This window comes from Ruegeria sp. CDSA236 (genome assembly GCF_059611285.1).
Genome location: NZ_JBXWPG010000012.1, coordinates 1 through 22,284, shown reverse-complemented (window position 1 = coordinate 22,284; position 22,284 = coordinate 1). Strand labels below are relative to the sequence as shown.

The following is a 22,284-nucleotide window of genomic DNA, read 5'->3' as shown; positions in this document are numbered from 1 at the left end:
AACTCACTATTCGCGCCTGCTTTTGTATCTACAGAACCAAAAATAATCTGTTTATTCAATCGCTCATCCTCAGTATCACAGAGGGAACCGGGCAGAAACGGATAACAAAGAACTGAAATGGCAAAAATTGCCTACATTTTGTTGTGCCACAAGGACCCTGACGCAATCATTGCGCAGGCCGAGCAGCTAACCGCCGCTGGCGATTGCATGGCCATACATTTTGACGCCCGCGCAAGTCGCGAGGCCTATGCACGCATTCAGGGCGCTCTTCAGGCCAATTCGAATGTCACTTTTGCAACCAAACGCATCAAATGCGGTTGGGGCGAGTGGTCTTTGGTACAGGCCACATTGAACGCAGTGCAAGCCGCCCTCGAGGCCTTTCCCCGCGCGACGCATTTCTACATGCTGTCAGGGGATTGCATGGCGATCAAAACAGCGGAATACGCGCATCAGTTCCTGAACGAAAATGATAGGGATTTTGTCGAAAGCCACGACTTTTTTGCCAGTAACTGGATCAAGACCGGCATGAAAGAAGACCGGCTGATCTATCGCCATTTCTTCAATGAACGCACCCAGAGCAGACGATTCTATACATCCTATGACGTACAGAAAAAACTTGGTCTGACCCGCGAGGTTCCGGCTGACATCCAGGTCATGATCGGCAGTCAGTGGTGGTGTCTGCGCCGTCATACTGTTGAAATGATCTTTGAATTCCTGGCCCAGCGCCCGGATGTAATCCGCTTTTTCTCGACCACCTGGATACCGGATGAGACCTTCTTTCAAACGCTTGTCCGCCACCTTGTTCCCCGTGAAGAGATCGACAACCGAACGCTCACATTCCTGATGTTCTCGGACTACGGAATGCCCGTGACATTCTATAACGACCATTACGACATGCTGTTAGGGCAGGATTTTCTGTTCGCCCGCAAAATCAGCCCCGAGGCACATGAGCTGAAGGACCGGTTGGGCCAGCTCTATTCTGCGGATGGGGTGGATTTTCACATCTCGGATGAAGGTCGCAATCTCCATAGTTTCTTAACCGCAAGAGGGCGCGTCGGACGCCGCCACAAGCAAAGGTTCTGGGAGGCCGGAAATACGCTGGGACCGGACCGCGATGTTTTCCTGATCGTATGCAAGAAATGGCATGTGGCCAAGCGTCTGGTCGATCAGATTAAATCCGAAACCGATATCCCTTGTGTCGAGTATCTGTTCAACGAACAGGATACGGCTCTGCCCGATCTGGGTGGCATCGAAACGACCTTGCTCAAACGGTCCCGCCACCGGCGTGCTCTTGTGCGGATGCTGTTTGAAAGTTTCGAAACCAACCGGCTGGTTCTGTGCATCGATCCCTCAGATATCGAAATCATTCAGGACTTCTGTGCAGATCAGGTCAAAACCCATGTGCTTGAAGTCGAGTGTGAATATTCCGACGATTACCTGATCGGCCACGCCCGCCGTGTGGGGTTGGCCGGTCAGGACAGCCCGACCGAAACCGTGGCACGGCTTGTCCCAACTTTGCACAACGCGATGGAATACGAATCCGAGTTGATCCGGGGCACCGCGCTGGATCGACATGCACGCCTGCGGGAAACCAGCGACCGGACAGAAAACGAAGACGCCATTGTCCGGTTTCTGAATGTTTCACAGGAACAGGCGCAGGCCATCATGCGATTGGATTATCTGTTTGCAGATTGATGAGCCGGCGGCACCATCAGGTACCGCCGACAGCACGATCAGATGTCGAACTTGACGCCTTGCGCCAGCGGAAGCTCGGCTGAGTAGTTTACGGTGTTGGTTTGGCGGCGCATATAGGCCTTCCACGCATCCGAGCCGCTTTCACGCCCGCCACCGGTTTCCTTCTCACCACCAAATGCGCCACCGATCTCGGCCCCCGATGGCCCGATATTGACATTGGCAATGCCACAATCCGATCCCGCTGCGGTCAGGAATTGCTCGGCCTCGCGCATGTTCAGAGTGAATACGCAAGACGACAGACCTTGCGGTACGTCATTTTGCAATTCGATGGCTTCGTCGAACGCGTCGTACCCCATGACATAGAGGATCGGCGCAAAGGTTTCGGTCTTTACGGTTGCTGTCTGGCCAGGCATCTCGACAATCGCGGGCTGCATATAGACACCGGCGGGGACGTTTTCGGTCACGCGGTCGCCACCAAAGACTGCGCCGCCTTCGGCCTTTGCAGCGTCCAGCGCAGCGGTCATGGCCGCGCCCGAGGCTTCGTCCACCAGCGGACCGATCAAAGTGCCTTCGATCAGCGGATTGCCGATGGGCAGACCGGCATAGGCTTTTTTCAACCGGCTTACCAGTTCTTCGCGGATCGAGTTGTGAACGATCAGACGGCGCAGCGTGGTGCAGCGTTGACCGGCTGTGCCGACCGCAGAAAAGACGATCGCGCGTACAGCCATTTCCAGATCGGCCGAAGGGCCCACGATCATGGCGTTATTGCCACCAAGCTCGAGAATGCATTTCCCGAACCGCTGCGCCACGACGGGGGCTACGGCACGGCCCATCCGTGTAGACCCGGTCGCCGAAATGACCGGCACGTCCTCGCTGGCCACCAGCGCCTCGCCCAGCGCGGCACCTCCGATCAGGGTCTGCAGCAGGTGGTCGGGCGCATCACCAAATCGGGCCAGTGCACGTTCAAAGATCTTCTGGCAGGCCATCGCGGTCAAAGGCGTCTTTTCAGACGGCTTCCAGATCACCGGATCACCGCAGACCAGCGCCAGCGCGGCATTCCACGACCAGACCGCCACCGGAAAGTTGAAGGCCGAGATCACGCCCACCGGTCCTGCCGGGTGCCACGTTTCCATCATCCGGTGGCCCGGGCGCTCAGATGCGATGGTCAAACCATAAAGCTGGCGCGACAGGCCGACGGCGAAATCGCAGATGTCGATCATCTCCTGCACTTCACCCAGACCTTCCGAGGTGATCTTACCAGCTTCCCAGCTGACCAGCGCACCCAGATCGTCCTTGGCGGCGCGCAATTCCTCGCCCAGCAAGCGGATCAGTTCGCCCCGGCGTGGGGCCGGAACCGTGCGCCACGCCTTGAATGCCGTCTTGGCATTGGCAAACACCGTGCCCATCCCTGACGCAGGCGTTTCATGTACCTCGGCCAGAATGCCGCCATCAATGGGCGAGCTTACAGCCAGCGTGCCGCCCATCAGCTCAGCGGCTGTCAGGTCCAGATTTGCAAGGGTTGTTTGGGCTGTCATAGCGATGTCTTTCATATCTCAGGCCGCCTTGTTCTGTTTGGTTATGTCCCCGGTGCGGTAAAGCTGACCGAATTCGGTGTTCAGGAAATCAGACAGGTTCACCTGCTCTTGCCGCACGAACCCTTTGCCGGGCAAAGCACCCGTTCGCATCAGATCAACCACACCCAGAACACCGGCAGCAGTGGTGATCTGAATGGCGCTCCAAACCTGACCATTGAGGGTACGGGCATAAGATTTGTTGATCAGGGATTTCTCGCGCAGAGCCCCATCGATCTTGCCTTTTGCGGTGCAAAAAACCAGAACCACATCCTGATCGGTTCGCGGCAGCGCGGTCTCGAAGATTTCCTTCATCAGGTCGCGACGACGTTCCAATCGAAGATCATTCAGCAGCAAACGCAGAATATCACGGTGTCCCGGGTAGCGGATCGATCGGTACGACACGTCCCGCGCCTTTCCGTCCAGGGTTTCTGGCAACGTGCCCAACCCGCCCGAGGTATTGAAGCATTCATATTCCACCCCGTCATGACCCAAACGCTCGTAATCCTCGAGCGGAGCGGTCTTGACCCGTTCGCCATTCACGATGGCATCGCACGGGTTGCAATATTCGTTGATCAGCCCATCGGTGGACCAGGTCAGATTGTACTTCAATGCGTTGGTGGGATAGAGCGGCAGCGCCCCGACCCGCATATGCAGGCTGTCCAGCGTATCGAACTCGGCAGCCAAGGCCGCGCCGGCGATGCCGACAAAACCCGGTGCCAACCCGCATTGCGGCATAAACGCCGTCTCGCTGTCGGCGGCCAACTCGCGCACCGCGTTGGTGGCGGCAACATCTTCGGTCAGGTCAAAATAATGCGCGCCGGCCGATTTGGCGGCTTTGGCAATCCGTGGGGTCAGGAAAAACGGAGCCGCCGAGATAACCGCATCGAAACCGTTCAGACCCTCAGCCAGCTGCGTTTCATCGCTGACATCAATCTGGCGGGTCGAAACTCCCTGCCGATTCAGCACGGACAACGCCGCCAGATCGCGGTCGGCAACCGTGACCGAATAGTTGGATGAAGATTGCAGCAAAGTCGCGATCATCTGACCGATCTTGCCTGCTCCGATGACACAGATATTCCAGCTCAAAACGCGCCTCCTCTTTCGTTTCAGAAAGTATGAAGGCACAGTTGTTCAATCTGCAGAGGCAATCTTGACGAAAACGTCAAAACTATCGCCATATTGACGGACCTTCCGTCATACCGCCAATACTGGAATCGTCACTGCCTCAGGATTCGGCGTCCAACCCCTCGGTCGACAGGTCATCCAGCCTGGGCATCAGGCGCAACAATTCGCGGGCATAATCTGTCTGGGGGTTGGCGAACAAGTTATTGGTTTCCTGCAACTCGACAATTTGGCCCTGTTTCATCACCGCCACTCGGTCGCACATCTGACGTACCACCGGCAGGTCATGACTGATGAACAGCAGGGTCAGGCCCAGATGTTCCTGCAGGTCCTTCAAGATGTTCAGAATCTGCGCCTGAATGGACACGTCCAGCGCGCTGGTTGGCTCGTCACAAATCAGGAATCGCGGTTGCGTGGCCAGCGCACGTGCAATCGAGATGCGTTGCCGCTGTCCGCCCGAGAATTCATGCGGGTATTTCTGCCCGGCCTCATGGCCGAGTCCCACCTGATCCAACAACTCATCGACGCGGCGTTTGATATCTGCACCTTCCATCAACCTGTGATGGCGGATCGGCTCGGCCACGATCTCATCCACCCGCATACGGGGATTGAGCGAGGAATACGGGTCCTGAAAGATCATCTGGATGTTCTTGCGATAGGCATCCAGCGCGGTCCGATTGGTCAGATCGCTGACCACCTGCCCGTCGAATGTAATCGTGCCGCCATCCACAGGGTACAACCCTGCAATCATCCGTGCGACAGTCGACTTGCCCGAGCCGGATTCACCCACAACGCCAAACACCTCGCCTGCGCGGATGTCGAAACTTACTTCGTCAACGGCGGTGAAATAGGTGCGGTCCCAGGGCAACAGGCCTTTGCGCTGCAGGAACTTCTTGGTCAGGTTGCGGATCTCGAACACCGGTTTGCTGGTGTCATTATCCACCTTGGGCCAGTGGCGGGCCATGTCTTCGATGGCAAAGCGTGTCTCGCGTCCACCATAGCTGATCTGGGGAAAGCGATGCAGTTTCAGGGTCGGGCGCGGCACGGCAGCGATCAGCGATTTGGTGTATTCATGGGTGGGCTGCCCCATCACCTGCGCGGTCGGGCCGGTTTCGACAACCTTGCCCGCATACATCACGGTCACCTTGTCCGTCGTGTCCGCGATCACACCCATGTCGTGGGTGATCAGGATGACGCCCACCTGACGTTCCCGCGCCAGTTCTTTGATCAGGTCCAGAATCTGCGCCTGAACCGAGACGTCCAGCGCCGTGGTCGGCTCATCCGCGATGATCACATCCGGTTCGGTACACAAGGCAAGCGCGATGACCACACGCTGCCGCATCCCGCCCGAGAACTGGTGCGGATACTGGTCCAACCGCGTGTCCGGATCAGGAATGCCAACCCGGTCAATCAGATCGCGCGCGCGTTGGTTCGCCTCGGCATCCGTGCCGCCCAAATGGGCCTGAATGGTCTCGGTCAGTTGTTCGCGCACGGTGAATAATGGGTTCAGCGAGGTCAGCGGGTCCTGAAAGATCATCGAGATCTTTTTGCCGCGCAACCCCCGCATCGCCTCGGCATCCAGACCACTGATCTGGTCACCGCTCAGCTGGATCGTGCCGCTGGCAATACGGCCGGGGCGATCCAACAATCCCATGATGGCCGCGCCAATGGTGGATTTACCGGCCCCGGATTCACCAACCAAGCCGTGGATTTCTCCGGGTTCAACCGACAGGTCCACATGGTCCACGGCTGTGAACAATTTGCGGCGGGTGGGGAATTCGACCGTAAGGTCATTGATCGTCAGAAGGCTCATGAAATCACCGCAGCTTGGGGTTCAGCGCATCGCGCAGCCAGTCGCCCAGCAGGTTCACAGACAGGGCCAGCGCCAACAGGGTGCAGGCCGGGAAGAACAATATCCACCACTCACCCGAGAACAGGAAGCCCTGCCCGATGCGGATCAGCGTGCCCAATGACGGCTGGGTTGGTGGTGCCCCTACGCCGAGGAAGCTCAGCGTGGCTTCGGCAATGATCGCCAGCGCCAGTGAGATCGTGGCGATGACCAGAACCGGGCTGAGTACATTGGGCAGGATGTGGCGGAACATGATCGGGAAAGAACCGCGCCCGATCAGGCGGGCGGCCTGCACATATTCCTTGTTCTTTTCCACCAACGCAGCACCGCGGACGACCCGGGCAAACTGCACCCAGTCGGACAGGGCAATGGCGATGATCAGTACATAGATCGCCATCTCGTCACGATATTCGGGTGGGGTCACGCCTTTGGCGATGCCAAAGATCAGCATAGCGACCAGAATGGCCGGAAAGGTCAGCTGCACATCTGCGACCCGCATGATCAGCGTCTCGACCCAGCCGCCGAAATAGGCCGCGACCAGCCCCAGAACAACTCCGATGATTAGCGCCAGCAGCACCGCCGCAGCGCCGACAAACAGGGATATGCGCATCCCATAGAGGATGGTCGAGAACACATCCCGCCCCTGATCGTCGGTGCCCAGCAGGAACGTGTCCTGCGTAAAGGCATTCGGTGTGCCCGGCGGTGTAAATCCGTTCATCAGGTTCAGCGTTGCCGGATCAAACGGGTTATGCGGCGCAATCAGCGGGGCCAGTATTGCCGCCAGCACCAGCAGAACCACAACAAATGAGGCAACCATCGCCACGGGTGAATGACGGAAGGACCATGCGAAATCGCTGTCCCAGAACTGGGCCAGTCGTGATTTGGGCACTTGTCTCGAGGTTTCAGAAGTATCGGTCATGTGGCCCTCGCGTCGACACGCAGGCGCGGGTCAATGGCATAGTACAAAAGATCGACGATCAGATTGATCGACACGAACATGACCGAGATCAGCATCAGATACGCGGCCATGACAGGGATATCGACAAACTGGATCGCATTTATGAACAGCAGGCCCACACCGGGCCACTGAAACACCGTCTCGGTGATGATGGCAAAGGCGATGATCGAGCCCAGCTGCAACCCGGTGATGGTGATCACCGGCACCAGCGTATTTTTCAGCGCGTGGCGAAAATTGATCACCCGGTCCGACAGCCCACGCGCACGTGCAAATCGGACATAGTCGGCACGCAGGACCTCAAGCATTTCCGACCGCACCAGCCGCATGATCAGCGTCATCTGATACAGGCCCAGCGTGATCGCCGGGAGGATCAGCGCCTTGAGCCCCGAGGTCGTCAGGAACCCCGTGGACCAGCCGCCAATCATAACGGTCTCGCCCCTCCCAAAGCTGGGTAAAAGATCCAACTCGACCGAGAATATATAGATCAGCAATATCCCGATCAGGAAAGTTGGCAGGGAAACCCCGATCAACGACACGGTCATGATGATATTCGCCGCCACCCCCTGTCGTCGGATCGCTGTGAAAACACCCAGCGCGATGCCAAGGGTGATGGCCAGAAAGCCCGACACAAAGGCCAGCTCCAATGTCGCGGGGGCGCGTTCGGCTATGATGGTCGAAACCGGTCGGCCTTGCCGGTAGGACACGCCAAAATTGCCCTGCACCGCGCCTTGCAGGAACTTGAAATATTGCACCGGAAACGGCTGATCCAGACCAAGATCGGACCGCAGCCGGTCGATATCGGCCTGCGTACGTTCCTGCCCCAGCATGTTGTCGATCGGATCACCGACAAAGCGGAACATCGAAAAGGCAACCAGACCCACGATCAGCAGCACGATCACGGATTGGAACATCCTTTGGACAATATAAGCGAACATTCGTTTTCCTCGTTGATCGGACTGTCTATGCAGGCCCGGGCGGGGTGGTCAAGATACCGCTAACGCAAGCTAGCGTTTTCTGGCCCCGCCCCGGTTTCAGTTCACCGTTACCCAGCGCAGCAGAAAGAAGTTGTCCGGGCGCTGTGTCAGTTCGACATTGCTGCGTGTGCCCCAGACCAGGGGCTGCACATACATCGGCACATAGACCTGTTCGTCCTGAATGATCTGCGTGACCTCATCCAGCATCGCCTGCCGTTTGCCCGCATCCAACTCGGACTGGATCATCGGCAGCAGCTCATCCACCCGCGCGTTCGAAAATCCGCCGAAATTCCAGCTGCCCAGCTTTTTCTCTTCGTTTGGAGTGGCCACAAGGAAGCGCACGGGGTGTTCGGCATCAAATGTACCGGGGCTCCAGCCCAGCAGGTACATATCGTATTTGCCTTCCCTGAGTTCCGGCCAGTAGTTACGGACCGGCATGGCATCCAGTTCCGCAGTGATCCCGATCTGGGCCAGCATGCTGACAACCGCCTGGCAAACGGCCTCATCATTCAGATAGCGGTCATTGGGGCATTTCAGCCCGAACGAAAACCCATCTGCATATCCGGCCTCGGTCAGCAGGGCCCTGGCGGCATCGACATCAAAGGCGGGACGGTCTGCATTCGCCTCGGAATAACCACTCATCGCCGGGCTGACCAGTTGCGAGGCCGCTTCTGCATTCCCCCGCATGATAGTCGCAAGAATGGCATCCACATTGACCGCCTGTGCCACTGCCTTGCGGACGCGCGGGTCACGGAACGGATTCGGTTTGCCCGCATCGTCGGTGTATTTAAGCGCCTCAGCCTGATGATCGAACCCCAACATGATGACCCGTGCCTCGATCCCCTGAATGACGTCGACATCCCCGTTTTCCTTCAGGCGCGCCACGTCCTGAATCGGCACCGGGTTGATCATGTCCACATCGCCTGACAACAAGGCTGCAACTGCTGTCGCCGGGTTTTGGATCGGCGTGAACTCAGCACTTGTGATGTTGTGGTCGGCCTGATCCCACCAGCCGTCAAAGGGCTCAAGAACCGTGCGCAGGCCGGGCTCTCGTGCCGCAAGTTTGAAGGCGCCTGTGCCGTTGGCGTTCAGGGTGGCGTAATTCCCGACCTCTTTGTCGGGCACCGCTGCGTCATTGGCTTCGGCCCAGCCCTGATCCATGATCATCCAGTTGGCGATTGAGGATGGGAATAACGGGTTCGGCGCAGTCGTCATGAAATCGACCGTATAGTCGTCGACCACGATCACCTCGCTGATGGGCGCGAACCAGCTGCGGGTATCCGCCGCCTCGCCCGAGGCGCGCTGATAGCTGAACAGAACATCCTGCGCATCAAAGCTGCTGCCGTCATGGAAGGTCACGCCCTCGCGCAGGTTAAAGCGCCAGCCTTCGCCGTCGCCAATCGTCTCCCAGCTGACGGCCAGCGCGGGTTGAACGCTCATGTCCTTGTCGCGACGCACGAGGCCCTCATACACATTGTTCAGAAACCCCAGAACCGGGGCCGAGTTGACCGCGTGCGGGTCCATCGTCTGCGGGTCAGTGGTCGAGGCCCATTTGAATTCGGCGGCCTGAACGCTGGTGGTGGCCAGCAAGGCCAAAGCAATGGCGCTGTTCCTGAGGGTCATGGCGAAATCTCCCTTTGTTGCCCCGCAATGCGGTGTTGCGCTTAACAATAGCGCAAAAGGCAGGGCGCGAAACCGCGCCCTGCCAAATCACTGATCTGAATGGCTTAGTTCAGAGTGAAGTATTTGACCTTGGGCTGATCTTCGGCATCCACTTCGATGCCCACACCGTCGGCCATACCCCAGTTCAGAACCTGGTGATGAATGGGGATGTAAAGCGCTTCGTCCTGCACCACCCGCCAGATGTCGGCGATGTCGGCATTCCGAGCGTCAAGATCGGTATTCGAGGCAAGCGACTTGATCTTCCCGTCCAGCGCATCGTCCTGATAACCGGTGCCGTTCCACGTGCCGATGTCATCTTCGCGTCCATGAACAAGGAAGTTGAAGATGTATTCCGAGTCATATGTCGGCACACCCCAACCCAGCATGTAGAAATCTGTCTTGCCATCGGTGATCAGCGGGAAATGCTGCGCCTTGGGCTTGGCGTCCAGATTCACGGTCACGCCGATCTGGCCCAGCATCCCAACAGCCGCCTGACAGATAGCTTCATCGTTGATGTACCGATCATTCGGGCAGTCCAGCCGAAGCGAGAAGCCATCACCATAACCTGCCTCTGCCATCAGTTCCTTGGCCTTGGCCAGATCGGTGGAGGATTCGCCGTCCATGTCAGAGGTCCAGCCATTCACGAAGGGCGGTGCGATCATGCCTGCAGGCTGCGACTGGCCTCGCATCACGACCTGCTTGATCGCATCACGGTTAATCGCCATCGACATCGCTTGACGCACCCGCACATCGGCCAGAGGGTTCTTGCCGTCCACGTTATCCGCCTCGATGTCGTCGGCACCCTGGTTCATACCAAAGAAGATCACCCGGTTCTGCGGGGCTTGCTTGACCATCAGACCGTCGACACCATTGACGCGTTCAATGTCCTGCACCGGCATATCCTGGAGGAAGTTCACCTCACCCGACAGCATCGCCGCAACGCGAGTCGCAGCGTTCTGGATCGGGGTATAGATGATCTCGGTCACTTCCATCGGGAACTGGTCGATGCCCCAATAGTTGTCGTTGCGCACCATCACCGTCTTGATGTCAGGCTCGCGGCTTTGAAGAACATAGGGACCCGTTCCGTTGGCATTGGTGGTGGCATAGGTGATTTCGCCACCTTCGAAATCCTGAACATTAACGGTGTCATTCGCCTCGGCCCAGCCCTTGTCCAGAATGAACAAGTTGGTCAGGTTCGACGGCAGGATCGGGTTCGGACCATCTGTGACAATCTCGACGGTGAAATCGTCAACTGCACGCACTTCGACGATCGAGCCGATCAGCTCTTTCATGTCGGAATTAGGTTGCTTGGCACGGGTAAAGCTGAACACCACATCTTCGGCGTTGAAGTCCGCACCGTCATGGAATTTCACGCCTTCGCGCAGCTTGAAGACCCAAACATTCGGGTCATCGGCCTTGGGGCCCCACTCGGTCGCCAGCGCGGGCTCGAATGCACCGGTCACGTCGCGGATGATCAGAGGCTCGTAAATCTGGTGTCGCACGGTGTGCGTCGGACCTTCATTCTGCGAATGCGGATCCAGCGTCAGCGCATCACCGGCCCGCGCCCAGCGCAGCGTTTCCGCCGAAGCGCCCGCGGCCATCAGCGCCGTCGCACTTGCAGCGATCATCAGGTTTCTTAGAATCATTTGTAACTCCCCTTTTTGTTAATATCGCCCTTTGGACGACAGACCATTTTTACGGCCTTGGTGGTCCTGATCATCCAGATCATCGTTACAGTTGCAACACCTGATTGAGCATAAAAACGGCAGTTTGGCGGATGCCCCGACGCAAATCAGCCGTGCGCGCATGAACTTACGTGGCGGAAAGCTTACGCCAAGCTGTGACCGCTGACCGTCTTACAAGTACGGATTTCCGCAGTTTGCAAAACATGCCTTCCGGTTGATCATTCCGGGAATGAAGCCAAGTTTCGAGCCACTTGCGGTCAAAAAACTGGTCCTTGGACCTTGCCCGAATCTGCTGACCACGGCGTATCGCCATGCTGCAGGTACCCGTCGGCCTGATCTGGGGCAACTAGGACACCTTTGCGCCGGTACAGCAGGCCATGGACTTGCACATTCTTCGACCCGATGCCCAAATGGACACCTTGGCAGGGGTCAGGCACATACCCCGGATTGAGGCCCGCAGGCATTTCAAACTGCGCTTAAAAACATTCTTGATCAGATGTCCCAGTTAACTTCGGGAGAAATCGAAAGATGAAAACATTTACCAGAAGGGCGGCCTTGTTTGCCGGCGGAGGGTTTGCAGGATGGGCCGCGTCACGGTGGCTGGGACCGGACCTACCTGTCTATGAAGGCACAAAAAGGACATTTGCGGAAACCGGCGACAAAGTGATGAATGACGCCAGCGGACTGTCACCGACACCGATCCACAAACATCTGGTGCTCAGCGATGACCCCAGAGACACGCTGATCGCCACCATACGGCAAGAGCTTTCGGAGGCCAGATCAGAAGGACGCCCGGTCAACATTGGGGCCGCGCGGCATTCCATGGGTGGGCAAGCCATTCCCCGCAACGGCACAGCGATTACATTTGACAATGGATCGGTTCAGATCGACGGTTCAGCCGGGACCTATCTGGCCCATGCCGGAGCCCGCTGGTCACAGGTCATCTCAGCGCTTGATCCCGCAGGCTGGTCCCCCAAAGTCATGCAGTCAAATAATGATTTCGGTGTCGCCGCCACTTATTCGGTCAATGCACATGGCTGGCCAGTTCCCTTTGGGCCGATGGGGGCGACGGTCCGGTCGTTGCGCATGATCTTGCCCTCGGGTGAGTTGTTGACCTGTTCGCCCACCGAGAACGCCGAGCTGTTCAATCTGGCGATGGGCGGGTACGGGTTGATCGGCGTGATCGTGGACCTTGAGGTCGAGATGGTTCCAAATTCACTCCTGACGCTGGGTTTCGACATTCTGGAAGCAGGAGCGTTTGCCTCGGCCTTTCGTGCGGCGATTGACGACCCGGCGGTCACAATGGCCTATGGCCGCCTGAATGTTGAACGCGATGCGTTTTTCGAGAAAGCGCTATTGGTGACATATCGCGAAGGCTCAGACCAGTCGGACCTGCCACCAGCGTCCGGGTCGGGGTGGATGTCGCATGCGGCCAGCCGTCTGTACCGGGCTCAACTGGGCAGCGAGCCCTTCAAATCCTTCCGTTGGTGGAATGAAACACGGCTGGGCCCAGCGCTGGGTTCGGGTGAGGCGACGCGGAACACTTTGATCAACGAACCGGTTGTGACTCTGGACGACCGCAACCCGGACCGGACCGACATCCTGCACGAGTATTTCGTGGGGTTCGATGCGTTCGACGATTTCTTATCAGTGTGTCGCGCGGTAATTCCGGCCTCGTATCAAGAGTTTCTGAACGTAACGCTGCGCTATGTCGCACAGGACGATCAGGCGGTTCTGTCTTATGCAAGCCAGCCCCGGATCGCCGCTGTCATGTCGTTCAGCCAGGAGCTGACCGAACGCGGCGAAGCCGACATGGCGCGGATGACCCGGGCGCTGATCGACGGGATCGTGGCGATTGGCGGAACCTATTACCTGCCGTACAGGCCACATGCGACACTGGATCAACTGACTGCAGCCTACTCCAATGCGGAAGGGTTTGCGCAGGCAAAACGAGAGCTTGATCCGCAACTGGTTCTGCGGAACAACCTTTGGGACAGCTATCTGGGGCGTCTATGAGCAACCTTCAAAAACTCTGTCTGGTTTACTTTGTCGCGCTGATGATTGCGGCATCGCTGAACTATATTCCCGGCCTGACGGATCAGGATGGTCTGGCCTTTGGCATTTTCGCACTGGATATCTATGACGATGCGCTGCACGTGGCCTCGGCCCTTTGGGCGCTGATCGCCGGGCTGTTGTCACACCGCGCGGCTCGTAGCTTTCTGATCCTGTTCGGGCTGGCTTATCTGGGGGACGGCGTGTTCGGGTTTTTCACCGGTTATGGCTATCTTGATCTGGGTATCTTTACAAACCCATCGGCCGGGCCGGAATTGTCCCTGCCCCGCCTGTTTGCCAACCTGCCGCATCTGGCGCTTGGCGGCGTTGCCGCCTGGGCCGGGCTGCGGGACCGGAGACACACCGCATGAGGTTCCTGCTGCGGTGGACCAAACGGCTGATTCTGGTGTTGATCCTTGCCGGGATCGCGCTGGCTGCTCCGATCCTCTATGTGGAAACAAGCTGCCGTGGTACGGGTCAGCCCCCGGCTTATACCGCCCTGATCGACCCGGCACATCACCGGGCCGAAACCCGGACGCTGATGACTTATCCTGAGTGGCACATTGTCCACGCCTACGAGGATTACGCCGAGGTTCTGCGCACTCAGGATCCCCATGATTACGGGTTCTGGAGCAGTATCACCGGATTTTGGGGGTCACTTTGCGACCTGAACCGGAACGCCTCGGCCTTGGGAGAGGTGGATAGGGCGACCAAACAGATGGTTTATGTGATCGGTGCCAGCTTTTCCGCCGAACTGGCGCTGAAGGCCGCCTATGAGGAAACCCTCGGTCGGCTGGCCTCTGCCTTGCGGGGCCCACAGCGGGCACCTCTGGATGATTTGTCGGCACAACAGGCCGCCGCATATGCCGAGTTCCTACAACAGGTTCCGTGGTATAAATGGCCCTTCGCCGACGACGCCCAGAGCCTGGTCGAACAAAACAGCGGCAGCCTGCGCGACAAGGAAAGAGCGATTGCGCTGGGTCTGGAATACGGTGCCAAACAGGCCTATGCTGGCGTGATCGAACAGGCGGTCGCGCAGGTCGGCGCGGATGAACTGACGCTGCGGATGATCGTCACCGGAGTCAGCGCGGACAGCCTGTCGGCCTATCCCGGTGTGAATGTTATCGCGGAAGGTCCGAACGGGACTGAGGTCGAAACACCGCGCTACCGGACCTTGACCAACCTTTTGGCCGATATGGCCGGCGCTGGGGTCGAGATTGTCGAGATCGCCGGCAATGACGACATTCTGTTCACCGCCCTGTCGGGTCAACCAACTGCGCCGGATGCAATCTTCAGCGCCCAACGACAAGGGTTCGGGGACTATCGTCATCTGATACTGGTCAAGGTTCCGGACCTCTCTCAGCGTCTGCGCCAGATCCAGGGGGACGGCCTGACGCTTGAGCATATCCATGACTATTAGATCACTCCTGACAGCTATCCCCCTTATGGTGCTTGGATGGCTGTCGGTTCTGGTGGTCGTCGCATTGATAACGGACGAGGCCCCTGCCTATGTCGTGGTCTTTCCCTCAGAGGGGTTGATGCGAAATCTAGCGGATGATGTGGCGGTCATCGACTCTTCGCAAGTCAGTGTCACGGTCACATCGGATAGCAGCGGGTTCGCCCAATCGCTTTACCGGCAAGGGGCACGGCTGGTCCTGCCTGCGGGCCTGCCCGGTTGCCTTCCACTGCCTGCCCGACAGTGATCAATTCTGTCAAACATTCGGGGCCAATACACGAATGACCTCTGGCCCCGATTAGAACCTGAAGAACCGCAATTCAAAGCACGCGCCACATGGGGCGGGCAGGTTTTCGATTTCACCGCGATGCGCAGACAGGATGTTACGGACTATAGCCAGACCCATACCGGTCCCGCCGCTTTCCCGGCGGGTTGTAAAGAACGGATCGAACACGCGGTCGGCGTTACCGGGCGATATCCCCGCACCATTGTCGGACACGATCAGGATAACCGTGTTTCCAGCCTCTGAGGCGCGCAGATCAACCGCGCTGGCCCCATGATCTTTGGCATTTTGCAGAATATGGCCCAGAACGATCCGCAACCCCTCGGCCGAGATCGGGAATGCGACCTCATCCGCCCCGGACAGGTTTAGTTCTAGCTGCGCCGCCGGCAGCGCATCGCGCAGGGTTGTCGTGCCGACATATCGGGCCTCACGCGCACGGGCGGCATCCCGAAGTGCTACAAGCTGGGTCTCGATCTGCTCCCGCGCCCCGTCGATCTGCGCGATTAGGGCTTTGGAGTCATCGCTGCCATCCGGGGTGTCCTGTAGCATCTCAACCGCCGCGCGGATTGCGGTTACCGGTGATTTCAACTCATGCGTGACATGATCGGTATAAGACCGGATGGTCGCCTCACGGTCACGCAGCGCCTCGGCCATGGTGACGACCTGAATTGCGGTCTGGTGAAGCTCTTTGGTGCCGAAATGCCGGATTGGCACGGCGCGGGCCCCGACCTCTTGCGCCCCGGCATAGGCCTGCAAAGCTTTGATTGGACGCAGCAGCAACCGTACCAGCAACCAGCCCAGCCCCGATGTTGCAAGAAAGATCACTCCGCCCAGAACCAGGGCAGAGTTCCGAAAGCCGAATTCAGGACCCAAATAACGCAGGGCCACCAGCCCCGCGAATGACAGACCCAATGTCCCGACCAGCGCACCGCCCAGCACAAATGCCAATGAAGGCCGCCAGCGCCGGGTCACCCCAGCCTCCTCATCCGGATACCCTGACCATGTACGGTTTCCACGGAGTCCGACAAACCAACCTGCGCAAATTTGTTCCGCAGGTTCCGCAGGTGGCTGTCCAAGGTCCTGTCCGAGACCTGGCTGCGCGCGCCCCAAATCTCGGCAATCAGGGCCGTGCGGGGAACAAGACGACCCGGTGTTTCCATCAACATCACCATGATCTGAAACTCAGTACCGGTCAGGGCAATTTCCGTGTCGTGGCAAGCACAGAGTCTTGCGGTCCGGTCCAAGGTCAAGGGGCCGTGCCGCAGATTTCCCGGCGCCGCCACAATGCGATTGGTGCGCCTTAGGATCACCTTGACCCGCGTCACCAGTTCGCGCGGGCTAAAAGGCTTGGTCACGTAGTCATCGGCCCCAAGCTCCAGCCCCAGAATCCGGTCGACCTCATCATCGCGGGCGGTCAGGAACAGGATCGGGACGTCCGAACGGGTTCGAATTTTCTGACATACGGCAAAGCCATCCAGTTCGGGCAGGCCAACATCCAGAACGATCAGGTCCGGTTCGTCGCGAAACGTGCTGATTACGGCTTCCTGACCGTTGGCGGCGGTCGAAACGCTGTAGCCAGCGCGTTCCAGCCCCAGACGCACAACTTCACGCAACCGCGGATCATCATCGACAACTAAGATATTCATATACCCGGACCGTTACTGCTCAGATCGGCACCATAGCGGGACAGGCGCCACTTTCGAAAGCCCCATTCCTGCCAGCTGTTGATCGGGTCGGCTTCAATATAGCACAGCGAATTCGGATACCCGTAGCTGATATGCATCCCGGTCATGGGCCCCAACGAACACAGATAGGCATAGTCCGGTTCGGACAGTTTCAGGTTTCGGGTCGCGATCACATGGGCAAAATTCACAAAACTGGTGCAATAGAGGACCAGAACGCTCAGAATGCCGGTTCGCGCGATCAACCAACTATTGGATTTCCTGAACGCTACTTGCCACCCAACCAGCGCCAGACCCGCGGCTACAAGACCCATCCAGATCTGCGCATAGATACGCAGGTAGGTCAGGCCATAGGTGCCGACATATAAATCCAGACGCATCAATGCCGCACCGCACAGAGCCACATTTTGTGCCAGCCACAACACCATCAGCGGTTTCAGCACCCGATTTTCATCCAGAAACGGCCGCGCTGCCAGGGCGAATGCACCGGCCAGCAGCGCCGTTACCAGCAACGGATATGCGCCGCGATGGGCATAGGATGCATAGCTCATCCCCTCGGGCAATGAGGCCCCGCCCAGCAGAATCGACAGGTCCAGCACAGTCTGAACACCAATCAGTGCATTGAACACCCAAAGCGCCCGCAGGACCGAACCACCGTTGAGGCCGGGGATCGTCTGAGGGCCTGCGAATGGTCGCGGGTTCAGTCCGCGAAGCGGGTGATTGTCAACAAACGGCCAGATGATCAGCGCAATCCCTCCCCAGAACATGGCGCGCTGCAGCAGTTGACCGAAAGCGATATCTGGGGTGACAAGGGATTGGAATACCGGGTTCGCCTCGGCCAGCAGGGTAACAAAAACCATCGTCCCGCCAATCGGCAGACCCCAGTTGCGCAGGAACTGCCGAACCCGCGTCCAGCCGCCTCCGGCATCGCTGACAATCGTGATTTTCAGGCCGGGTATCGCGCGGACCGGGCCAAGCCAGTTCTTTGGAAGATCAGTCAGAAATCCCAGCGCCAGCAAAAGCAGTTCCAGAACCTGGCCTTTCGGGTGCCTGACCCAGACAATCGCAAGGACGAGCCCGGACAAAAGAAACGCGACCGATAATGGTTGAACGAAATCCACGACCGGCAAAACACTCAGCACCAAAACCGTTGCGGGCATAAGCACCCCTTTGCCAGATCGATCCGCGGGCAGGCCGCAAAAAAAGACCGCCACAGCAAAGACCGCCAGAGACACACCCGCCTGATGTCCCCAGAACAGGTAATCCGCCAGCGCGACCAGCAAGATAAACCCGATCACGCGCCATGCGCGACCATCGGTGGCAAACGCCGGGGTTGAACCCGGCGGGCCCTTGGTGCCTGAAATCACCGTCTCTTCCGACAGCCACCAAGCGTCCAGCGCCAGAGAATTCGGAACTCCAGAAATTATAAGTTGCTGCGCCATTTCTTCCCTCTTGTTTTTTAAGGGACTGGTTTGACCCAAAGGTCGGGAAGCTCGGGTGCAGAAGATCTGCAGAAACTGTGCAGATCGGTGAAATGAGTGTCGGATTTGCAAAGGCTCGCGCGTCCTAGCAGGATGAAACCAACATCGCGGAGGTAAAAATGATCTATGCAATCTCGATCTATGGTCAGGCGGGTGTGTTCGAAGCGTTGCCACAGGACCGTCAGGACGATGTCATGGCTGGACATACGGTGCTACAGAATGCCCTCAGGCAGCGCGGGGATTTCCTGTCCGTCAAACTGATGCCCCCGACTACGGCTGTCACAGTCGAACCCGCGGCTGCCGAGGCTCTGCAACCTATGATCGTCGACGGCCCGTTCGCTGAGACGAAAGAAAGTTTTCTGGGCTTATATCTGGCCGAGTTCAACGATCTGGATGAGGCGCTTGAACATGCGCGAATGATCTCGTCACCTGTTGCCCGGCTTGAGGTCCGCCCCGCCGCCTGGGCAGGCGGGTCGATGACCTTGGATTGACCGCGTGTCGGATTGGCTAGAGGCCACGTTCTTGCAGCAACGCCCGCAGGCCATCGCGGCCCTGACGCGGTATTTCCGGGACATCGACCTTGCCGAAGATGCATTTGCCGAAGCCTGTCTAAAGGCCCTGACCGTATGGCGCAAACAAGGCGCGCCGCGCGATCCGCTGGCTTGGCTTTTGACCACCGCCCGTAATGCCGGGCTGGATAGTTTGCGCAAATCCCAGCGCCGCAGCGCAATCCTGACCCGCCACAGGGAAGAATTTCATTCCATGGCTGATGACCCACCAGATCCGGACGAGCTGCGCGACGATGTTCTGCGCCTGCTGTTCATCTGTTGTCACCCGGACCTAAGCCGGCAAGACCAGATTGCGCTGGCCCTAAAAATTGTTGCCGGGTTGCGTGTGGAAGAAATCGCCCGTGGTTTCCTTGTCAGTACAAAGGCAATGGAACAGCGAATTACCCGCGCCAAGAAAAGGATCGCAGGAAGTTCTGTCGCTTTTGAAACACCCACGCCACAGGAGCGGGCTGCGCGTTTGGGCGAAGTGTCTTTGATGATCTACCTGATGTTCAACGAAGGCTGGTCAACCTCGGGTGGCCCGGTGCAAATCCGGCTCAAACTATGCGATGAGGCGATACGTCTGGCCCGGCTGCTGGTTGCCTTGTTCCCGACGATGGCCGAGCAGATTTCACTGCTAGCCCTGTTGCTTCTGCAACATGCCCGTCGTGAAGCACGGCTAGACGATCAAGGTGATCTTGTAGCCCTGGAAGATCAGGACAGGGCCCTTTGGGACAAGGCCAACATCGCCGAAGCGACAGCCCTGATGCAAAAGGCCGAACGGCTGAACCAAGTGGGTGTTTACGGTATTCAGGCCGCAATTGCCGCCGTTCATGCGCATGCCCAATCGACAGAAGATACGGACTGGTCTCTGATCGAGGCGCATTATGCCGCGCTCTATCGCCTCCAGCCCTCGCCGGTTATCCGCCTGAACCAGATCGCCGCCGGGTCCAGGGTTCATGGCCCACGCCGCACGCTTGTTGCGTTGGATACTGTGGCGAATGATCTGGCGTCTTATCGCTGGTTCCATGCCTTGCGCGCGGCAATGTTGCGAGAGATCGGCGATCTTCCCGCCGCGATCCAGTCCCTTAACCGCGTATTGAACCTTGGCCCGACGGGACCGGAACGTGTGGCGGTACTGAAAGAAATCGCCGCCTGTGAAGAAGATTTGAACCAGTTGTAGGAAAGGCCGATCCTCACGCGTCCTTTGTTCAGTCCCGCATGCAGCGGGCAATCAAAGGGAGATAAAGATGAGCATTCTGGACATGACCACCGTTGGAAACTCGGGCTGGATCGGGCATTCCGGGCCAGACCAGACCAAGGCCAAGCAATTCTACAAAAATGTGCTGGGCTGGAACATTAACGAGATGCCGATGCAGGACGGGTCAAGCTATGCCGCCGCGGTGGTTGGTGAAACGCCAATCGGAGGGTTCTCGCCCATGCCCGAGACGGATGGAAACTGGACGATCTATTTTACGGTTGCTGATGTCGATAACAGCCTAGCAGCCGCAGTTGCACAGGGAGCCTCAGTCTTGCAACACGCCATAGATATGCCCGGGGTCGGCCGGATGGCCACTCTGAACGACCCACAAGGCGCACGGTTTGCGTTGATTACTTATGAAAGCATGGCGTCTTAATCTTGGGCAGACAGGAGAATTCCCATGGAACACACACCGCAAATCGCTCTGCTTGTGACAGCAATCTTTGTGCTTATGAGTATTCCGATGGGAATTCTTGTAGGCATCAGACGATCCCAGACCGGAGTTTTACTGCTGCACGGGGATGACGACGAGCTGCTGCGGCGGATTCGGGCACATGGGAACTTTACTGAATATGTTCCACTGGCCCTGCTGGCTTTGGCGGGGGCGGAGATTGCCGGTGCCTCAGACTGGCTGGTCGGGGGATGCGGTCTTGTGCTGTTGGTGGCTCGCGCCGTGCATTATGTCAGCCTGCGTTCCACCCCCGACGGCAAAGGTCGGGTGATCGGTGCCGCACTGACAACATTGGTGATGCTCGTCTTGTCCCTGTCAATTCTTTGGCAATTGGTGGGATCAGTCTGATGCCAAATGATGAACACCTGAATCAACGTATGCGCCTCGCCCTCGAGGCGCATATTGGAATTTCCGAAATGCGGATGATGGGTGGCACCTGCTTTTTTCTGAACGGCAATATGTTGTGCGGCGCGCGCCGCGACAAAGACGGGTTTGGACGGTTCATGTTCCGTGTCGGCAAGGCCAAAGAGACCGAGGCGCTTTCTAATCCGTTTGCAAACCCGATTGTCCACGGAAAGCGAAAACTCGGCGGGTTTGTCGTTGTAGACGAGGCCAACTGCGATCCGGCTGCGCTGGGTGACTGGCTGAGCCTGTGCCTGGCGCACGCCGCCAGCCTGCCGCCGAAAAGTTGAATATCAGGAGAAGATGATGGATCAGTTCCGCTGCTTTTCGCCCGAGGCCCTTGAGTTTCTTTCTGATCTGCGAGCCAATAACCGACGCGAGTGGTTTCACGCCAACAAACAGATCTATGAGGCCGCGATCAAACAGCCCGCAGAACAATTTGCGGCCCAGATGTCACTGGCGCTGGCTGAAATGACGCACATGCCCCATTCGGCCAAGATCTACCGTATTCATCGAGACGTGCGGTTCTCAAACGACAAGTCACCCTATAATCCTCATCTGCGCATGTCTTTCATACCCGGGGATTGCGGAGATCAGCCCCCGCTTTGGCATTTCGGGCTGTCCCCGGATTGCCTGTCCCTTGGGTGCGGCGTCTTCCAATATGTAAAAGCAGCCCTAGAGAGGTATCGGACCGGCGTAGCAGGACCAGCGGGAAATGATCTCATGGCAATCATCAATGATCTTACGGCCAGGAATGTCAGGATCAGCGAGCCCGAGTTGAAGCGCGGACCGTCAGGCTATGCGAGTGATCACCCCCATCTGGACCTTCTGCGCCGCAAGGGGCTTACCGTTTGGACGGCTCTTAGCGCCCAACCCACCGTAACCCAGGCAGGTCTTAGGGAAGAATGTCTAAATCAATTTCAGCTCTTCCACCCGGTGTTTCGGGCCTTGCAGTCCTTTGGCACCTAGCAGACCTAACACAGGATCATGGTATCCCTTCGCCTTCTTCAACGGCAAGGGTCTCACGTTGAGCGGGTCAGGCAGCGAGGGTGCGTCACCAACATTGCTGCCCGTTTCCTACGGGTTGGCATTATCTATTACGGGTCTGTCACAGTGTTTTTCTCGTACTTCTTGCTTCCACGGTGCTTC

Annotated in this window: 21 protein-coding genes; 11 read left to right on the top strand and 10 right to left on the bottom strand. The window is 58.0% G+C overall.

The genetic code is table 11. From position 1 onward, the window contains the following. Positions 1-117: 117 nt before the first annotated feature. Positions 118-1,695, top strand: a complete 1,578-nt coding sequence (locus AC2FLB_RS16900) for a DUF5928 domain-containing protein (protein ID WP_496709709.1) — start codon at positions 118-120, stop codon at positions 1,693-1,695. A gap of 38 nt (positions 1,696-1,733) precedes the next feature. On the opposite strand, the gene amaB is transcribed toward AC2FLB_RS16900, so the two are convergent. The 7 genes from amaB to AC2FLB_RS16865 form a co-directional block, all read right to left on the bottom strand. Beyond that, positions 1,734-3,230 carry an L-piperidine-6-carboxylate dehydrogenase gene (gene amaB, locus AC2FLB_RS16895; protein ID WP_496709708.1) on the bottom strand — a complete coding sequence of 499 codons (1,497 nt, stop codon included), beginning with the start codon at positions 3,228-3,230 and terminating at the stop codon, positions 1,734-1,736. 18 nt (positions 3,231-3,248) lie between these two features. After that, positions 3,249-4,355 (bottom strand): saccharopine dehydrogenase family protein, encoded by a 1,107-nt coding sequence (locus AC2FLB_RS16890; protein ID WP_496703022.1) that lies wholly within the window; start codon positions 4,353-4,355, stop codon positions 3,249-3,251. 139 nt (positions 4,356-4,494) lie between these two features. Beyond that, positions 4,495-6,204 (bottom strand): ABC transporter ATP-binding protein, encoded by a 1,710-nt coding sequence (locus AC2FLB_RS16885; protein WP_271950949.1) that lies wholly within the window; start codon positions 6,202-6,204, stop codon positions 4,495-4,497. Between the two features lie 4 nt (positions 6,205-6,208). Further along, positions 6,209-7,159: an ABC transporter permease gene (locus AC2FLB_RS16880; RefSeq protein ID WP_271950952.1), complete on the bottom strand. Its 951-nt coding sequence runs from the start codon at positions 7,157-7,159 to the stop codon at positions 6,209-6,211. Next, positions 7,156-8,133 carry an ABC transporter permease gene (locus tag AC2FLB_RS16875; protein WP_142638424.1) on the bottom strand — a complete coding sequence of 326 codons (978 nt, stop codon included), beginning with the start codon at positions 8,131-8,133 and terminating at the stop codon, positions 7,156-7,158. The genes AC2FLB_RS16880 and AC2FLB_RS16875 overlap by 4 nt, the downstream gene beginning before the upstream one ends. A gap of 96 nt (positions 8,134-8,229) precedes the next feature. Further along, positions 8,230-9,795, bottom strand: coding sequence for an ABC transporter substrate-binding protein (locus AC2FLB_RS16870; protein ID WP_496709707.1), 1,566 nt, complete (start codon positions 9,793-9,795; stop codon positions 8,230-8,232). Positions 9,796-9,899: 104 nt separating this feature from the next. Then, positions 9,900-11,480 carry an ABC transporter substrate-binding protein gene (locus AC2FLB_RS16865; RefSeq protein ID WP_496689884.1) on the bottom strand — a complete coding sequence of 527 codons (1,581 nt, stop codon included), beginning with the start codon at positions 11,478-11,480 and terminating at the stop codon, positions 9,900-9,902. A 567-nt stretch (positions 11,481-12,047) separates the two neighbouring features. On the opposite strand from AC2FLB_RS16865, the gene AC2FLB_RS16860 reads away from it, so the two are divergent. Genes AC2FLB_RS16860 through AC2FLB_RS16845 form a run of 4 tightly spaced genes read left to right on the top strand, consistent with a single transcriptional unit; the run spans position 12,048 to position 15,274 of the window. Continuing rightward, positions 12,048-13,535, top strand: a complete 1,488-nt coding sequence (locus tag AC2FLB_RS16860; RefSeq protein ID WP_496709706.1) for an FAD-binding oxidoreductase — start codon at positions 12,048-12,050, stop codon at positions 13,533-13,535. After that, positions 13,532-13,942 (top strand): hypothetical protein, encoded by a 411-nt coding sequence (locus tag AC2FLB_RS16855; protein ID WP_142638430.1) that lies wholly within the window; start codon positions 13,532-13,534, stop codon positions 13,940-13,942. Before AC2FLB_RS16860 ends, AC2FLB_RS16855 begins: the two co-directional genes overlap by 4 nt. Next, positions 13,939-14,991 (top strand): hypothetical protein, encoded by a 1,053-nt coding sequence (locus AC2FLB_RS16850; RefSeq protein ID WP_496709705.1) that lies wholly within the window; start codon positions 13,939-13,941, stop codon positions 14,989-14,991. Before AC2FLB_RS16855 ends, AC2FLB_RS16850 begins: the two co-directional genes overlap by 4 nt. Next, positions 14,981-15,274 carry a hypothetical protein gene (locus AC2FLB_RS16845; RefSeq protein ID WP_496709704.1) on the top strand — a complete coding sequence of 98 codons (294 nt, stop codon included), beginning with the start codon at positions 14,981-14,983 and terminating at the stop codon, positions 15,272-15,274. Before AC2FLB_RS16850 ends, AC2FLB_RS16845 begins: the two co-directional genes overlap by 11 nt. 51 nt (positions 15,275-15,325) lie before the next feature. Here AC2FLB_RS16845 and AC2FLB_RS16840 read toward each other — a convergent pair whose 3' ends face one another. From AC2FLB_RS16840 to AC2FLB_RS16830, 3 genes are read right to left on the bottom strand one after another with little or no spacing between them, the layout of a single operon-like run. Then, a complete protein-coding gene (locus tag AC2FLB_RS16840) occupies positions 15,326-16,282 on the bottom strand; it encodes a sensor histidine kinase (protein WP_496709703.1) in 957 nt (318 codons plus the stop codon). Further along, positions 16,279-16,956 (bottom strand): response regulator transcription factor, encoded by a 678-nt coding sequence (locus tag AC2FLB_RS16835; RefSeq protein ID WP_271950973.1) that lies wholly within the window; start codon positions 16,954-16,956, stop codon positions 16,279-16,281. Before AC2FLB_RS16835 ends, AC2FLB_RS16840 begins: the two co-directional genes overlap by 4 nt. Next, on the bottom strand, positions 16,953-18,434 hold the full coding sequence (locus tag AC2FLB_RS16830; protein WP_496709702.1) for a DUF4153 domain-containing protein: 1,482 nt from the start codon (positions 18,432-18,434) through the stop codon (positions 16,953-16,955). Before AC2FLB_RS16830 ends, AC2FLB_RS16835 begins: the two co-directional genes overlap by 4 nt. A 158-nt stretch (positions 18,435-18,592) precedes the next feature. Here AC2FLB_RS16830 and AC2FLB_RS16825 point away from each other — a divergent pair, with 158 nt between their 5' ends. The 6 genes from AC2FLB_RS16825 (at position 18,593) to AC2FLB_RS16800 (ending at position 22,104) form a co-directional block, all read left to right on the top strand. Then, complete coding sequence (locus tag AC2FLB_RS16825) at positions 18,593-18,964, top strand: YciI family protein (protein WP_496707414.1); 372 nt, start codon at positions 18,593-18,595, stop codon at positions 18,962-18,964. Positions 18,965-18,968: 4 nt separating this feature from the next. Then, positions 18,969-20,204, top strand: coding sequence for an RNA polymerase sigma factor (locus AC2FLB_RS16820; RefSeq protein WP_496709701.1), 1,236 nt, complete (start codon positions 18,969-18,971; stop codon positions 20,202-20,204). A gap of 67 nt (positions 20,205-20,271) precedes the next feature. Further along, on the top strand, positions 20,272-20,658 hold the full coding sequence (locus AC2FLB_RS16815) for a VOC family protein (protein ID WP_496679467.1): 387 nt from the start codon (positions 20,272-20,274) through the stop codon (positions 20,656-20,658). Positions 20,659-20,682: 24 nt separating this feature from the next. Continuing rightward, positions 20,683-21,081 (top strand): MAPEG family protein, encoded by a 399-nt coding sequence (locus tag AC2FLB_RS16810; RefSeq protein WP_496679462.1) that lies wholly within the window; start codon positions 20,683-20,685, stop codon positions 21,079-21,081. After that, the gene (locus AC2FLB_RS16805) at positions 21,081-21,425 is read left to right on the top strand and encodes a TfoX/Sxy family protein (protein WP_496679459.1); all 345 of its coding nucleotides are present in this window, start codon (positions 21,081-21,083) and stop codon (positions 21,423-21,425) included. Before AC2FLB_RS16810 ends, AC2FLB_RS16805 begins: the two co-directional genes overlap by 1 nt. A gap of 16 nt (positions 21,426-21,441) precedes the next feature. Further along, entirely contained in the window at positions 21,442-22,104 is a 663-nt protein-coding gene (locus AC2FLB_RS16800; protein ID WP_496709700.1) for a DUF2461 domain-containing protein, read from the top strand. Positions 22,105-22,284 lie beyond the last annotated feature (180 nt).